14 protein-coding genes are annotated in these 14515 nt (G+C 65.1%); 1 reads left to right on the top strand and 13 read right to left on the bottom strand.

Annotated elements, in window-relative coordinates; genetic code table 11:
• Nucleotides 1-7: 7 nt before the first annotated feature.
• The 7 genes from V6093_RS06025 to msuE all read right to left on the bottom strand — a co-directional run bounded on the left by V6093_RS06025 (nt 8) and on the right by msuE (nt 7001).
• Entirely contained in the window at nt 8-1333 is a 1326-nt protein-coding gene (locus V6093_RS06025; RefSeq protein ID WP_004576529.1) for an ABC transporter substrate-binding protein, read from the bottom strand.
• Between the two features lie 67 nt (nt 1334-1400).
• Nucleotides 1401-2468, bottom strand: coding sequence for a branched-chain amino acid ABC transporter permease (locus V6093_RS06030; RefSeq protein WP_003253970.1), 1068 nt, complete (start codon nt 2466-2468; stop codon nt 1401-1403).
• 12 nt (nt 2469-2480) lie between these two features.
• Nucleotides 2481-3362 (bottom strand): branched-chain amino acid ABC transporter permease, encoded by an 882-nt coding sequence (locus V6093_RS06035; RefSeq protein ID WP_012052698.1) that lies wholly within the window; start codon nt 3360-3362, stop codon nt 2481-2483.
• A complete protein-coding gene (locus V6093_RS06040; RefSeq protein WP_047602954.1) occupies nt 3338-4171 on the bottom strand; it encodes an ABC transporter ATP-binding protein in 834 nt (277 codons plus the stop codon). Before V6093_RS06040 ends, V6093_RS06035 begins: the two co-directional genes overlap by 25 nt.
• Nucleotides 4172-4180: 9 nt before the next feature.
• On the bottom strand, nt 4181-5311 hold the full coding sequence (locus V6093_RS06045) for an AMP-binding protein (RefSeq protein WP_406669737.1): 1131 nt from the start codon (nt 5309-5311) through the stop codon (nt 4181-4183).
• Nucleotides 5312-5322: 11 nt separating this feature from the next.
• Nucleotides 5323-6414 (bottom strand): dimethylsulfone monooxygenase SfnG, encoded by a 1092-nt coding sequence (sfnG, locus tag V6093_RS06050; protein WP_003253974.1) that lies wholly within the window; start codon nt 6412-6414, stop codon nt 5323-5325.
• 26 nt (nt 6415-6440) lie between these two features.
• Nucleotides 6441-7001 (bottom strand): FMN reductase, encoded by a 561-nt coding sequence (msuE, locus tag V6093_RS06055; protein WP_004576525.1) that lies wholly within the window; start codon nt 6999-7001, stop codon nt 6441-6443.
• A gap of 338 nt (nt 7002-7339) precedes the next feature.
• Between msuE and V6093_RS06060 the strand changes: the two genes are divergently transcribed.
• Nucleotides 7340-8578: an acyl-CoA dehydrogenase family protein gene (locus V6093_RS06060; RefSeq protein WP_406669738.1), complete on the top strand. Its 1239-nt coding sequence runs from the start codon at nt 7340-7342 to the stop codon at nt 8576-8578.
• 66 nt (nt 8579-8644) lie between these two features.
• Here the strand turns inward: V6093_RS06060 and V6093_RS06065 are convergent, their stop codons facing one another.
• The 6 genes from V6093_RS06065 to V6093_RS06090 are packed head-to-tail and all read right to left on the bottom strand — an operon-like array spanning nt 8645 to nt 14508.
• Nucleotides 8645-9631, bottom strand: a complete 987-nt coding sequence (locus V6093_RS06065; RefSeq protein WP_047602957.1) for an ABC transporter permease — start codon at nt 9629-9631, stop codon at nt 8645-8647.
• Nucleotide 9632: 1 nt separating this feature from the next.
• On the bottom strand, nt 9633-10610 hold the full coding sequence (locus V6093_RS06070) for an ABC transporter permease (protein ID WP_346641277.1): 978 nt from the start codon (nt 10608-10610) through the stop codon (nt 9633-9635).
• Nucleotides 10594-12132 carry a sugar ABC transporter ATP-binding protein gene (locus V6093_RS06075; protein WP_047602959.1) on the bottom strand — a complete coding sequence of 513 codons (1539 nt, stop codon included), beginning with the start codon at nt 12130-12132 and terminating at the stop codon, nt 10594-10596. Before V6093_RS06075 ends, V6093_RS06070 begins: the two co-directional genes overlap by 17 nt.
• Nucleotides 12129-13157 (bottom strand): sugar ABC transporter substrate-binding protein, encoded by a 1029-nt coding sequence (locus V6093_RS06080; protein ID WP_012052704.1) that lies wholly within the window; start codon nt 13155-13157, stop codon nt 12129-12131. The genes V6093_RS06075 and V6093_RS06080 overlap by 4 nt, the downstream gene beginning before the upstream one ends.
• Entirely contained in the window at nt 13154-14125 is a 972-nt protein-coding gene (locus tag V6093_RS06085; protein WP_054888234.1) for a sugar ABC transporter substrate-binding protein, read from the bottom strand. Before V6093_RS06085 ends, V6093_RS06080 begins: the two co-directional genes overlap by 4 nt.
• The gene (locus tag V6093_RS06090) at nt 14122-14508 is read right to left on the bottom strand and encodes a hypothetical protein (RefSeq protein WP_003253982.1); all 387 of its coding nucleotides are present in this window, start codon (nt 14506-14508) and stop codon (nt 14122-14124) included. Before V6093_RS06090 ends, V6093_RS06085 begins: the two co-directional genes overlap by 4 nt.
• Between the last annotated feature and the right edge of the window lie 7 nt (nt 14509-14515).

Raw genomic sequence — 14515 nt, forward strand, 5'->3', positions numbered from 1 at the left:
CGCGCGATCAGCCTTCCTGGCTGCAATCACGCGGGGTGATACCCTTCTCTTTGGCATATTGATGCGACGAGGCCTCGATGATCGGCCGCAAAAACGCGCGGTCGGCCTGTACCCAGTCGCTGATCAGTTTCCACTTCTGCCCGTCCCACTGCTGGAAGCGCACCGCACCACCGCCTTCATGGTCGGAGCAGGACAGTTTCAGCGGCTGCACCAGCCCCTTGGCACCGAGTGCCTGCAGGCGGGTATCGTCCAGGTTCAGGTGTTCGAAGCCCCAACGCACCTGCTCGCCACTCAGCGGTTGCCTGCCGAACTTCTCCTGAGCCAGACGCAATGCCTCGACGTTGAGGATGCCGTTGACCACGCCGAGGTTGTAGTACACGGTGCCAAAGCGCTTCGGATCGGCCAGGTCGCCTTGGCCCTTGTCCACCACCGCCTGTTCGATGCCCTGCAGCACCGGGAACTCGGTACCGGACGGATGCGTGGTGATGGCGATGAAGCCCTTGGCCGCGGCACCGGCAGGCGCCGCGTCTTCCTCGGAGTTGCTCCAGATATTGCCGATGATACGGTCGGCAGGGAAACCGACCTTCTGCGCAGTCTTCAGCGCCACCGGGTTCATCACGCCCCAGCCGCGCAGGATGACCCAGTCCGGCTTCAGGCGGCGGATGTTCAGCCACTGCGATTGTTGCTCGTTGCCGGGGTGCGGCACCTCCAGCAGGGTCAACTCGAACCCGTACTTGTCCGCCAGGGCCTGCAGCACCCCGTTGGTTTCCTTGCCATAGGGCGAACCGTGAAAAAGCGTGACGATCTTCTTACCCTTGAGGCCCTGCTCGCCGCCTGCCTGCTGTGCGATCCAGTTGACGATGGCCGATACCTCGGAATAGGGATTGAGCTGCAGCGGGAAGACGTAAGGGAACACGCTGCCATCGGTGGAGTCGGTACGCCCATGGTTGATGGTGATCAGCGGCAGCTTGTCGGCCGTGGAGCGTTCCAGGGTGGCATACGCGATACCCACCGACAGCGGATTGGTGGCGGCAGCCGGTGCGCCGTTGAGCCCACCCTTGAGACGCTCGTAGCACTCCACCCCCTTCTCCACGACGTATTCAGTCTCGCACTCGCTCCAGGTCAGCTTGACACCATTCACGCCGCCTTGGGCGTTGACGTACTTGAGGTAATCGATAAAACCACCGAAGAAACCGGTGCCACCTGCGGCATAGGGGCCAACGCGGTAGCTCTGCAGGGGGAAATACTGTTCGTTGGCCGCGTGCACGTTGAGTGCACCGGCCGCCAGGCTCACGGCCAGCGCCAGGCGGCCGAGGACGGATCGGGTCGACATCGTGGTTATCCTTTACAAATCAGTGGGCAGTGACATAAGGCGGGCGAAGCCCGGTGCGAAGGTTCGCTCAGTGGCGCAACGGCCAACGCCGAGTGCGCTCGCGAAAGCGTTGCCAGAGGCGCGCCAGGCCCTCCGGTTCCTTGATCAGGAAGATGATGATCAGCGTGCCGAAGGCCATCTTCTGCAGGTTCTCTATCTGTCCTGCATCGATCAGCCCGGTCGGCAGCAACCCGGCCAGGTTCGACAGCAGCACCGGGAACAGCACGATGAAGGCGGCGCCGAGGAAGTTCCCGAGGATGCTGCCCAGGCCGCCGATAATGATGATGAACAGGATCTGGAACGAGCGGTTCAGGTCGAAGCCGTGTGGCTCCACCGTGCCCAGGTAGGTGAAGGCCCAGAGCGAACCGGCCACGCCGAGGTAGAAGCCGCTGATGGCAAAAGCCAGCAGTTTGGTCTTCAACAGGGGGATGCCGATCACTGCGGCGGCGGTGTCCATGTCGCGCACCGCCATCCAGTTGCGCCCCAGCTCGCTGCGCACCAGGTTGGCGCCCAGCCAGAACAGCGCGCTGACCACCGCCAGGGTCAGCAGGTAGCGCCCGGCCGGCGACGAAAAGTCATACCCGGCCATCAGCAGCGGCGGCGCGCTGATCACCCCCGAGGCACTGTCGTTGCTGAACCAACTGAAGCGGGTCAGCGCCCATGGCACGAAGAACTGCGCCGCCAGTGTCGACACCAGCAGATAGAAGCCCTTGATGCGCAGGCTTGGCAGGCCGAACACCACAGCCACCAGCGCCGCCACCAGGCCGCCGAGCAGCAGGCTGGCCAGCAGCGGCAGCCACGCCACGCGCAGCTCGAAATTATAGGCCGCGAAGGCACCTACTGCCATGAACGCCGCCGAACCCAGGGACAGTTGCCCGGCATAACCGGTCAGCAGGTTCAGCCCTAGGCCGGCCAGCGACAGCAGTAGAAATGGGATCAGGATGGCACTGAACCAGTAATCGTTGCCCAGCAGTGGCACGCCGATGAAGGCGAACAGGACCAAGGCCGCCAGGCCCAGCCGATCCTGGCGCAGGCGGAAGAATCGTCGGTCGTCGGCGTAACGCACGCTGAACTGACCCGCTTCTCGATACAGCATGATCGACGCTCCTCAGACTCGCTCGATGGCGCGCTCGCCGAACAGCCCAGCCGGACGCACCAGCAGGAACAGCAGGGCCAGCACATAGGGAAACCAGTTTTCGATGCCGCCGCCGATGAGCGGCCCGAGGTACACCTCGGCGAGCTTCTCCGAAGCGCCGATGATCAGGCCGCCGACGATCGCCCCGCTGATCGAGGTGAAGCCGCCGATGATCAGCACCGGCAGGGCCTTGAGCACCACCAGCGAGAGCGAGAACTGCACCCCCAGGCGCGCGCCCCAGAGCAGCCCGGCGACCAGCCCGACGAACCCGGCCACCGCCCAGACCACCGCCCACACCCTCGGCAGGCGGATACCGACGCTCATCGCCGCGCGGGGATCGTCGGCCACCGCACGCAGCGCCAGGCCGATGCGCGTGCGGTTGAACAGCAAGGACAGTAGCACCACCAGGGCCGCCGCCGTTGCGGCGGCGAACAGGTCGAACTGCGACAGCAGCAAGCCACCCAGTTCCAGCGGCGCGTCGCTGATGGCCAGCTCCAGGCCGTGAACCTGGGCGCCCCACAGGGCCTGGGCGGCGCCCTCGATGATGTAGGCCAGGCCGAGCGTGGCCATGAACAGGGTAATCGGCGAACGCCCGACCAATGGCCGCAGTACCGCCCGTTCGATCAGCAGCGCCAGGGCGATCATCGTCGCCAGGGTGACGAGAAAGGACAGCCAGAACGGCACGCCGCGCTCCAGCAGGCTGACGAAGGTCAGCGCGGCGAACAGTACCATCGCCCCCTGGGCGAAGTTGAACACACCGCTGGCTTTGTAGATCAGTACGAAACCGATGGCCACCAGGGAGTACATCACCCCGGCCAGCAGGCCACCGATCAGCACTTCGAAAAAAAATGCCATGTCGCGCTCCTGTGTGGGAACAGCCCCGAAGCCGCCGCCGGGCGGACACCCAGATAGGCCGCGATCACGTCGGGGTTGCGGCGAACCTGCTCCGGGGAGCCGTCGCCGATCTTGCGGCCGTAATCGAGCACCACCACATGGTGGGAAATGCCCATGACCACGCCGATGTCGTGCTCGATCAGCACCACCGTCGTGCCGAACTCGCGGTTGATCTCGACGATGAAGCGGCTCATTTCGCGCTTCTCCTCGGCATTCATCCCGGCCATCGGCTCGTCGAGCAGCAGCAAGCGAGGCTCGGCGGCCAGCGCACGGGCCAGCTCGACCCGCTTCTGCAGGCCATAGGGCAAGGTGCCAACGATTTCGTCACGCCACGGCTGGATGCGCAGAAACTCGATGACCCGCTCGGCGGCGGCGCGTTGGCGATCGTCCTCGCCCGGCGCGCGGCCGATGCGCAACGCCTGCTCCAGCCAGGAACTGCGGCGCTTGAGGTTGCGCCCGGTGAGCACGTTGTCGAGCACGCTCATGCCCTTGAACAGCGCGATGTTCTGGAAGGTGCGAGCGATGCCGTCGCGTGCCGCTGCATGTGGGTGCATCACCCGACGCTGCTGCCCGGCAAAACGAATACGCCCCTGCTGCGCCCGGTAGACGCCATTGATGATGTTCAGCAGCGAGCTCTTGCCCGCGCCATTGGGCCCGATCAGCGCACAGATCTCGCCTTCGGCGACGCTGAAGCCGATGTCGCTGATGGCCTTCACACCCTTGAACGACAGGCTGATGCCCTCCAGTTCCAGCAACGGGGAATTTGACATGAACACTCCTCAGACGGGCTGAACCCGGCTTTGCGACCGAGCAGCGAGGGATGAACGGGGGCTACGCACGGCCTGCCAGCGGGGCGCCTCCCGCCAGATACGCGGCGCCACCCCAAGGGCGGCGAAGAACGCCTGCACCTCGCCCGGCAGGGCCTCACCGACCAGCAGCGGCACCCGGGTGCGGCTCAGGCCCAGCACATCGCGCAGCGGCCGACGCAGCAACACGTGGCCAAGGCCGTTGCGCAGCAACCCACCGCGCGCGTCAAGCGCCCAGTCCAGCCAGCGCCGCAGCAGGCTGCCCGGCAGCGGTAGACGCTGCTGCGCCAGTGCATACAGGCGGCCGTAGCTGTCGTGGGTGCCGAGTACCAGGGTCGGGCCGAGCTCACGGCGGTCGGTGTCGCGGGTCGCCAGGCTCTCCGGAAAATTCATCCGAAAGCCTGCCAGCAGCCAAGGCGCCAGCAGGTAGCGGGCCTGGCCGCTGGTGGCGAAGTTGCGGGAGGCCAAGGCTTCCTCGGCCGCCGTCAGGCGCTCCTGTTCGACCAGCCGACGCCCCTCGCCCAGCACCTCGGCATGGCTGAGCCCGTGCTGCTGAAGTTGGCCATCGGCATCCAGCCGGTGAAAGCTGAACGCTGGGCGCTCGCTCTGCGCCTGCACCGCCAAGGCAGGATCGGGCAACTGCGCGGCCAGGCGAGCGTAATTCGGCAACCCGGAATCCGCCAGGCCACGGCCATCGGCGTAGAACAGCAATGCCGGCACATGACCGCTCGCGAGCACCCGCTCGACCTCCTCCTGACCTTCGGCAAAGACGAACCCGGCCTGCAGTTCACGCAACAGCGTCAGTTGCTCCGCGTCGGGCATCAGCGGGTCGAGCAGTGCCGCGACGCCGCCCAGCCACTGCGCCGCCAGGCTTGCCAGCAGCGCCTCAGGGCGCGGCCGGCTGACGATCAGCAGACTGTCGCCGGCCGCGAAGCCGGCCTCGCGCAGCCCGGTGGCCAGCCCCTGCACCTCGGCCAGCAGTTGCGCCCAGCTGCGCGCCTGCCACAGGCCTAGACGCTTGTGGCGCAACGCAACGTCCGCCCCACGTTGATGTGCGCGGGCCAGCAAGCTGGCCGGCAGGTTGTCCGCGAACGCCTCATGCATGGCCACGCACCTCAGGCCACAGCGAGGGAGGCATGCTGCTCCTGCTCCAGTTCGCGCACCAGCGGCAACACATGCTTGCCGAAGTATTCGACCTCTTCCTGGAAGTGCAGGAAGCCGGAGAGGATCAGGTCGACGCCGACCGCCTTGAGCGCGACGATGCGCTCGGCGATCTGCCGTGGCGTACCGATCAGGTTGGTCTTGAAGCCGTCGTTGTACTGCACCAGGTCTTCGAAGGTCGACTTGGCCCAGTTGCCCTCGCCTTCCGGGCTGGCCGCACCGGCGTTCTTCACTTCACTGCCAAAGCCGTTGACCGCCTCCGGGTCGGCCTTGGCGATGATCTCCGCCAGCACCGCGCGGGCCTCTTCCTCGGTGTCGCGGGCGATGATGAAAGCGTTTACCCCGACCTTCACCGAATGCCCGTTGGCCGCTGCCTTGGTGCGGATATCGTCGACCTGGGTCTTGATGCCCTCGACACTGTTGCCATTGGTGAAGTACCAGTCGGAGACCCTCGAGGCCATGTCGCGCGCGGCCCGCGAGCTCCCGCCCTGGAAGATTTCCGGGTGCGGGTGCTGCAGCGGCTTGGGCTTGAGGGTGTAGTCGTTGAAACGGTAGAAATCGCCGTGGAAGCTGAAATTGTCCTGGGTCCAGATGCCCTTCAGGGCACGAATGAACTCCTCGGATCGGCGATAGCGCTCGTCATGGTCCAGCCATGGCTCGCCGATGGCGCGGAACTCGCCCTTGAACCAGCCGGACACCACGTTGATGGCGATGCGGCCCGCGGTGAACTGGTCGATGCTTGCCAATTGCTTGGCTGCCAATACCGGCGTCCAGGGTCCGGGCAGGATCGCGGCGATCACCTTGAGTTTTTCGGTGGCGGCCAGCAGCGCGTGGCTGATGGTTACCGACTCGTGCTGGTTGTCAGCGCCATAGCCGGCGGTGAAGCGGATCTGCGAAAGCGCGTACTCGAACCCGGAACGCTCGGCAATCTGCGCCAGCTTGCGGTTGTAATCGATGTCCCAACTGGTGCGTTGTTCGATCTTGCTGACAACGAGGCCACCGCTGACGTTAGGAACCCAGTAGGCGAATTTGATCGGTTGGCTCATGGCGATGTCTCCTGTAACTCGGAAAGTCAGGCCGCGCGGGCGACCGGGATATGAAAGAAGGCGCCGACGGTGTCGAGTACCCGCTCGATCCGTTCGAACTGCGCAGGGTCAGCCAGGCGCTGATCGTCGAAAGACTCGACACTGGCGTACAGCCCGTACGGCAGGGTGTGGGCCTGGAAGAAAGCGAATAGCGGGCGCAACTGGTGATCGATCATCAAGGCATGTCGTTCGCTACCACCGGTGGCGGCAAGCACCACGGGCACGCCCTTGAGCGACTGGTGATCGACCAGGTCGAACAGGTGCTTGAACAAACCGGTGTAGGACGCGCGATACACCGGGCTGCCGACCAGTAGCAGGTCGGCTTGCTCGATGGCCTGCAAATGCGGTTGCAGGTCAGCCGAGGCGCTATCGCGCTCCAGCGAACCGGCCAGGCTGGCGGACAGTTCGGCGATGCGCACCCAGTGCACCTCCAGCTTCGGCAACACGGCCGGCAGCCGCTCCACCAGGGCCTGCAGCAGACCATGGGTGCGTGATGGGGCCCGCAGGCTGCCGGACACCACCACGACCCTGATAACACGTGCGTTCATGCTCATCCCTCCTTGCCCAGCGGGCATTACCTGAGGGAGCTTCAGCAGCAACCGTGCCAACCAATAAAAACATTTAAATTCAAGTACTTGAACGCTAGCGCTAGCAGCCTGAACTGTCTTTTGGCCAACAAGCTGTTGAACCACTGACCCTCGGCCAACAGTTGCCCCGGAAAACGCAATTGACCGCCCACCAACAGTCATTCAGCAAGCTGTCGGCGAGCGAACAGCCCGCCCCACCAGAATGATCACAACCCGTTGATTTAAAAGGCATTCACTGCAAGGCACGAAGTTTGCGAGAGCGTCACCGTCAGCAATCGCATCAATCGAGGAGAACTGCGATGACCGCCCAAGCCCCACTGCCCCACCTGTCTACCGGTACCCACTACGAATCCCTTGCCGCCCGCTTCCGCCCCATCTTTGCCCGCATCGCCGAATCCAGCGTGGCACGCGAGCGCAACCGCACCCTGCCCCATGAGCCCATCCAGTGGCTCAAGGAAGCCGGCTTCGGCGCCGTGCGTGTACCCGTCGAACAGGGCGGTGCCGGCGCTTCCCTGCCACAGTTGTTCCAGCTGCTGATCGAACTGGCCGAAGCCGACTCCAATGTGCCGCAGGCACTGCGCGGGCATTTTGCTTTCGTCGAGGACCGCCTCAACGCCCATGCCAGCACACCACAGGACGTCTGGTTCAAACGCTTCGTCGACGGCGATCTGGTGGGCTGCGCCTGGACGGAGGTGGGCGCAGTGAAGATCGGCGCCGTCAGCACCCGGGTGTCGCGCCAGGGTGATCAGTGGGTGGTCAATGGCACCAAGTACTACAGCACCGGCAGCCTCTTCTCCGACTGGATCGACCTGTTCGCCCGCCGAGACGACACCGGTGGCGACGTGATCGCAGCGATCCGTACCCGCCAACCCGGCATCACCCAGAGCGACGACTGGGATGGTTTTGGCCAGCGCACCACCGGCAGCGGCACCTCGGTGTTCGAGAACGCGGTGGTCGAGGAAGAGAACATCATCGACTTCGCCACCCGCTTCAAATACCAGACGGCCTTCTACCAACTGGTGCTGCTCGCCGTCATCGTCGGTTCCGGCCGCGCCGCCGTGCGTGACTTCAGCCAGGAAACCAGCAAGCGCACGCGCGTGTTCAGCCATGGCAATGGCGCAGCGGTAAGCGAGGATCCACAGGTATTGCAGGTTATCGGCAAGGCCTCCGGCCTGATCTACGCCGCCGAGGCAGGTACCCTGCGCGCCAGCGAGGCCGCGCAGCAAGCCTACCTGGCGCGTTTCGGCAATGACGAGAACGCCGAGCGCAAGGCCAACATCGCCGCCGAACTGGAATCGGCCCAGGCCCAGGTGGCGGCCATCGAATGGGTGCTGCGTGCCACCAGCGACCTGTTCAACACCCTCGGCGCCTCCGGTACCAGCACCACCAAACAGCTCGATCGCCACTGGCGCAACGCCCGTACTGCCGCCTCGCACAACCCGGTGATCTACAAGGAACGCATCATCGGCGACTGGCACGTCAATGGCAGCGAACCGCCCTATGTCTGGCAGATCGGTGGCGGTGCCAAGCAGTCCTGAAAGCATGGCCTGGGGCACACCCCCAGGCCTCGTCACGGCACTGGCGTTTCGCCCGAAACGCCAGAACTAGCCAGCGCCGAGCCGCCGACTGGCAAAACTGAACAGCAGAACCGAGAGAATCAGAACGCCGGTGGCCACCTGCTGCCAGAAGAAATTCCAGCCGATCAGCAGCAGACCGTTGGCCGTGACGTTGAGAAATAGCACACCGAGCAGTGTACCGGGTACGTTGACCCGGTTGTGCAGGCTCAGCGTGGCACCGATGAAGACCGCACCGATGGCATTCATCAGGAAGGCATTGCCGGACATCGGCGCGTAGGCGTTCACCGTGGCCGGCAGCAGGATGCCCGCCAGCGCGCTGGCAAAGGCACTGGCGATGAACACCAGGGCAGCGATACGTCGCTGCGCCAGGCCCGAATAACGCGCCACCAGTGGCTGGCTGCCAAGGACGATGATCTCCCGGCCTAAGCGGCCACGCGCCAATACCACGCCATACACAAGCGCCAACAGTGCCACCAGCAGCAAGGGTAGCGGCACGCCGAGCAAGCGCTCACTGGCCAAGCCGCTGCGCACCTGCGCCTCCAGGTAGATCGGTTGTCCGCCATCGGAAAGCAGCTTTTGCACGCTGCTGCCAATGAACAGCGTGCCAAGGGTGGCCAGAAAAGGGGAAATACGCAGCCCGGCGATCAGCCCGGCATTGAACAACCCGGCCAGGCTGCCAGCCAGCAGCCCACCGGGAATCGCGACATAGAGCCCGAAGCCGGCATTGAGCAGCAGGACGAAGGTCAGCGCCGAGAAGTCCAGCGCAGTGCCGACTGACAGGTCGATGCCACCCGCGGCGATGGCGTAGGTCATGCCGATGGCGACAATGGCCAGCAACACAAAATTGTTCAATAACAGGCTGGACAGGTTGCCGACAGTGAGAAAGCCGGGTGCCTTCAACGCGAAGAACAGTAGAACGGCGGCGAACAGCGTCGGCATGACCAGGCGCAGCAACGCCTGGCCAGAGAGCCAGGTCAGACCGGCAGGCTGCGGGGCGGATAACGAATCGGACATCTCAGGCCTCCTTGTTGCGCAAACCGGACAGGGCCACCACCAGCAGGATCAGGACACCCTGCACGCCGTCGACCCAGAAGCTGGAAATATTCAGAAGCTGGAAGCCGTTGATCAGCACCCCGACCAGCATCGTTGCCAGCAGCGTGCCGCCGATGCTCGGCTGCAGACGCTGGGAGAAGATCACCCCAAGAAAAGCGATGGCCACCACCGACAGCAGCATCTCGCCGGAGCCGGTGGTGCTGCCGCTGAACCAGGCCGCTGAACAAAACGCGGCCAGGCTGCCGCACAGACCGCTGATCAGGTAGCTGGCGAACACGTAGCCACGCACCGACAGGCCAGCGGCATTAGCCGCCTCCGGGTATTCGCCGATGGCGTACAGACGCAGGCCGAATGGCGTGTACTGCATCAACACGATCAGCACGCCACCGACCGCCAGCAGCACCCAGGCCAGGGCTGGCACGCCGAGCCAACTACCGAAGGCCAGCCCTTCCAGCAACGGCGAAGAGCTAGGCAGCACGGTGTTTTCGGTCAGCACCAGTTCCAGCCCGGCCACCAGGTTCATCGTGGCCAGGGTCGCCAGCAGCGGCGGCAAACGGAAACCGACCACCACCAGCGCATTCAGCGTGCCGATGGCCAGGCCAGTACCAAGCGTCGCGGCGATGCTGACAACATCGCCGAAACCGGCGTTGTTCAGGCTGGCATAGACCGCAGCGGACAACCCGAGGTTGGCCGCCAGCGACAGATCAAGCCCACCGGACACCACGTTCGAGCCGCCGCCGATGATCACCGCGGTCAGGCCGAAGGCAAGGCTGCCGAGGATCGCCGACTGGGCCAGCACATTGACCAGGTTGCTCGGGGTGAGGAAGTTCGGCGCACTGAGGGCGAAGGCCAACAGGATCGCGGCGAAGGCCAGCAGCGCGCCACGGCGCAGCAGCCACTGCGCGAATCGCGGGTGGAAGGCATCAGATAGCAATGGCATAGGCATAGAAAGGTCGTTCCTCGTTCTGCGCGCGTTGCGCGCCGGTAGCCACCGCCAGCAGGCGGTCACTGTTCGCCTCGCCAGCGGCGAAACGTGCGGCGATGGCGCCGCGGTGCATGACATGAATGCGGTCGCAGAGGCCGATCAACTCCGGCAGGTCGGACGAGAGGATCAACACCCCGGCGCCCTCCTTCACCAGTTCACCGATCAGCCGATAGATCTCCACCTTGGCGCCAACATCGATGCCAACGCTGGGCTCGTCCAGCAGGTACAGGCTGGAACACCGCGCGAACCACTTGGCCAGCGCCACCTTTTGCTGATTGCCGCCGCTGAGCTGACGCACCTTGGCATGCGCGCCAGGGGCCTTGATCCTCAGGCGCTCGATCAGCTCCAGGGTGGTATGCCGCTCGCGCGCCGGCGACAGCAGCCCCAGGCGGACGAAGCGCGACAGTGCCGCCAGGGTGGTGTTCTCCTGCACGCTCAGGTCGAGCGCCACGCCTTGCCGACGGCGCTCCTCGGGCATCAGCGCGACGCCCTGGGCGACAGCCTCGCGGGGGCTGCGCAAGGACAACGGTCGCCCGTCCAGGCGCACCTCGCCGCTGTCCGGTGGCGCCAGGCCGAACAGGCTGCGTAGCAACTCCTTGGCGCCCGAGCCCACCAGCCCGGTGAGGCCGACGATCTCGCCACGGCGCACCTGCAGGTCGATGCCCTGGTATGCCCGTGCCCGACCCAGCCCGCGCACGTCGAGCAACAGCGCACCGGCAGGCACCGCTACCTTGGGGTACAGCTCGCCGACTTCGCGGTTGACCATCAGGCGGGTGATCTGCTCCAGCGACGTGTTGCGCGGGGAGACTTCAGCGACATCGCGACCGTTGCGCAGTACCGTCACGCGGTCGCACAGGGCCTCGATTTCCTGCAGGTAATGGGAGATGTAGACGATCGCCAGGCCATCGTCACGCAGGCGCTGGACGATCCGCAGCAAACGCTCCACCTCACGCTGCACCAGGGCCACGCTGGGTTCGTCGAACACCAGCACACGCGGTTTGATCAGCAGCGCGCGGACGATCTGCACCATCTGTTGCTCGGCGCTGCTCAGTTCACCGATCAGCGCATTCGCCGGCAGTCGCAGGCCGAAGTAGTCGTCCAGCAGACGCGCGGCCTCGCGCTGCTGAGAGCGGCGATCGAGCAAGGGCCCGAATCGCCGTTCATGGCCGAAGAACAAAGCTTCACCCACGGTGAAACGGGCCGGCAACAAGCGTTCCTGGTGGATGAAGCCAATGCCCAGGCGCTCCACCTGGCGCGGGCTGAAATGCCCGTGCGGCTGGCCGTCGAGCAGCAGGCTGCCGGCGTCCGGGCGGTGGATGCCGGCCAGCACCTTGATCAGCGTAGACTTGCCGGCGCCGTTCTCGCCCACCAGACCGTGCACGCTGCCCGCCGCCACCCGCAGGCTGGCGCCGTCGAGCGCCCGGGTGGCACCGAAGGTCTTGACGATGCCACGCAACTCCAGCACCGGCGTACTCATGCGTCGCCTCGGATGCGTTTGACGTCATCGACGTTGCCTGCCGTGGTCAGCAGGGTCTCGACGAAGGTTTCGGGCGGCAGATCGTGCTCGCCGGCCAGGTAGCGGGCGACGTTATGCACCGCCGTACGGCCAATCAACGCAGGCTGCTGCGCCACCACTGCAGCCACCGGGCTGCCGGGCTGGCGCAGCAATTCCAGCACCTCGGGCGTACCGTCGACGCCATAGGTGCGCACTTCATTGCGCCCGGCTTCGATCAGCGCCTGGCTGGCACCGAGCTGCGGCAGATCCCAGGCCGCCCAGATCGCGTCGAGCTCACCCTTGGGGTACTTGTTGAGCAAGGCGGCAACCTGACTGCGGGCATCCTGAACGGTGTTGGGAATCACGTCGCGCAACTCCGGCTGGATGAACTCGATCTGCGGGTAGAACTTGCTCACCAGCTTCAACTGGTCATAGCGAATGCCACAGCTCGGCACGCCATAGAAGCCATTGAACAGCAGCACCCTGCCCTTGCCGCGCAGATCGGCCACCAACTGCTTGGCCAGCAGCAAACCCGTGCTCCAGTTGTCTGCGGAAATCGTATTGACCGCGTACTGCGACGGCACCTCGATGGTGAACAGCGGGATGCCGGCGGCGCTGATGCGCTTGAACCAGGGCTCGATGATGCTCAGCGTGCCGAGGGTGTGAATCACTGCATCGGGCTTCTGCGTCACCAGATTCTGCAACTGGGTCACCATGGCCTTGTCGTTGCGCCCGGCATCCAGGGTGATCGGCGTGCCGCCCAGGCGCTGTACCTCCTCGACCTGCGCCTTGAAGGCCCGGCTGTCGAAGTAGATGCTGGTGCCTACGGTGCTGATGGCGATGCGCTTGCCCTTGAGCGAAGGCACTGTGGCACTGGCCTCGGCACCGCTGTCGGCTCCAGCCGCCATGGTGCGGGTCAATGGTGCGGCAAGCCCGAGAGCGAGCATCGCCGAAGACGCGCCGAGCAGGCAGCGCCGGGAAATGCCGGAGCAGTCGTTGTCACTCATTGGTCACCTCGCAGGTGCTTGACCTGAGCCAGGTTGTCGCGGGTCGTCAATAGCGCGGCGACATGGGTTTCCTTCGGCAGATCACGCTGGCCGGCCAGGTAGCGGGCAACGTTGCGCACGGCGGTGCGGCCGATCAGGTCGGGCTGCTGCGCAACCACCGCGCCGATGGGCGAGTTGTCATGGGCGAGCAGCTCCAGTACCTCCGGCGTGCCGTCCACACCATAGGTGCGGATCTCACTGCGCCCGGCGTCGATCAGCGCCTGGCTGGCGCCGAGCTGAGGGATGTCCCAGGCCGACCAGATGGCGGCGATATCGCCCTTGGGGTACTTGTTCAGGAGCGCGGCGATCTGGCTGCGGGCGTCCTGCACGGTGTTGGGAATCACGTCACGCAGCTCCGGCTGGACGATCTGCAATTGCGGATGATCGGCCAGTACCTTCTTCAACTCGTCGTAGCGGATCGCACAGACCGGCACCCCGTAGAAGCCGTTGAACACCAGGATGCGGCCCTTGCCGCCGGTGTCGCGCACCAGCTGTTCGGCCAACGCGCGGCCGGCCGCAACGTTGTCCGAGGTGGTGTTGTTGAGGCTGTACTGCGATGGCACATCAATGGTGAACAGCGGGATGCCTGCTGCCTGGATGCGCTTGAGCCAGGGGTCGATCACGCTCAGGGTGCCGAGGGTCTGAATCACCGCATCGGGCTTTTGCGTGACCACCGTGTTCAGTTGTGTGACCAGATTGCGGTCGTTGCGCCCGGCGTCGAGGGTGATCGGCGTGCCGCCCAGGCGCTTGATCTCATTGACCTGCGCCTGGAACGCCTTGATGTCGAAGTAATGACTGGTGCCAGTCATGCTCACGGCAATGCGCTTGCCGGCCAGCGACGGCACGGCCTCGCCCTCCTCCTCGGCTTGTGTCAGGCCGCCCGCCAATGCCAGCACCAGGGCGGTGAGCAACGTCAGGATTCGACTCATGCTTGCACCCTTTGCTGATCTGCCAAGGCGGCGCCGTTGAGGTAGTGGTCGCCGAGCAGTCGCCGTTGAGTGGGCAGTGCCGGTTCGGCGCTGCCCGGCTGCGGACGCGGCAGACTACTGCCCACCAGTTCGAAATGCGTCTGCGCGGCCAGGCGCGCGGCCTCGGCGGCGCCCAAACGAAAAGCGATGGCGGCCGACTGCGAGGCGTCGGCGCGTGCCAGCAACGCGTCGGCGGCGTCGATACGGATGCGCAACTCGCCGACTGCAGCGATGACCAGCGCTTCATGGCGAGCACTCTGCCCGCGCAGGTAGTCAAGCAGAGCTGCCTCGACATGACGGGCGTGGGCCAGGTCACCCCGGCCTTGGGAATGGGTGTTGGACATGGCGTGA

Source organism: Pseudomonas putida group bacterium ESBL64 (genome assembly GCF_045277175.1).
GTDB classification, from domain to species: Bacteria; Pseudomonadota; Gammaproteobacteria; order Pseudomonadales; family Pseudomonadaceae; genus Aquipseudomonas; species Aquipseudomonas alloputida.

Excerpts from the sequence above, each read along its gene's own strand:
- V6093_RS06025 (WP_004576529.1), bottom strand. The coding sequence starts at position 1,333 with ATGTCGACCCGATCCGTCCTCGGCCGCCTGGCGCTGGCCGTGAGCCTG.
- V6093_RS06030 (WP_003253970.1), bottom strand. The coding sequence starts at position 2,468 with ATGCTGTATCGAGAAGCGGGTCAGTTCAGCGTGCGTTACGCCGACGAC.
- V6093_RS06035 (WP_012052698.1), bottom strand. The coding sequence starts at position 3,362 with ATGGCATTTTTTTTCGAAGTGCTGATCGGTGGCCTGCTGGCCGGGGTG.
- V6093_RS06040 (WP_047602954.1), bottom strand. The coding sequence starts at position 4,171 with ATGTCAAATTCCCCGTTGCTGGAACTGGAGGGCATCAGCCTGTCGTTC.
- V6093_RS06045 (WP_406669737.1), bottom strand. The coding sequence starts at position 5,311 with ATGCATGAGGCGTTCGCGGACAACCTGCCGGCCAGCTTGCTGGCCCGC.
- sfnG (WP_003253974.1), bottom strand. The coding sequence starts at position 6,414 with ATGAGCCAACCGATCAAATTCGCCTACTGGGTTCCTAACGTCAGCGGT.
- msuE (WP_004576525.1), bottom strand. The coding sequence starts at position 7,001 with ATGAACGCACGTGTTATCAGGGTCGTGGTGGTGTCCGGCAGCCTGCGG.
- V6093_RS06060 (WP_406669738.1), top strand. The coding sequence starts at position 7,340 with ATGACCGCCCAAGCCCCACTGCCCCACCTGTCTACCGGTACCCACTAC.
- V6093_RS06065 (WP_047602957.1), bottom strand. The coding sequence starts at position 9,631 with ATGTCCGATTCGTTATCCGCCCCGCAGCCTGCCGGTCTGACCTGGCTC.
- V6093_RS06070 (WP_346641277.1), bottom strand. The coding sequence starts at position 10,610 with ATGCCATTGCTATCTGATGCCTTCCACCCGCGATTCGCGCAGTGGCTG.
- V6093_RS06075 (WP_047602959.1), bottom strand. The coding sequence starts at position 12,132 with ATGAGTACGCCGGTGCTGGAGTTGCGTGGCATCGTCAAGACCTTCGGT.
- V6093_RS06080 (WP_012052704.1), bottom strand. The coding sequence starts at position 13,157 with ATGAGTGACAACGACTGCTCCGGCATTTCCCGGCGCTGCCTGCTCGGC.
- V6093_RS06085 (WP_054888234.1), bottom strand. The coding sequence starts at position 14,125 with ATGAGTCGAATCCTGACGTTGCTCACCGCCCTGGTGCTGGCATTGGCG.
- V6093_RS06090 (WP_003253982.1), bottom strand. The coding sequence starts at position 14,508 with ATGTCCAACACCCATTCCCAAGGCCGGGGTGACCTGGCCCACGCCCGT.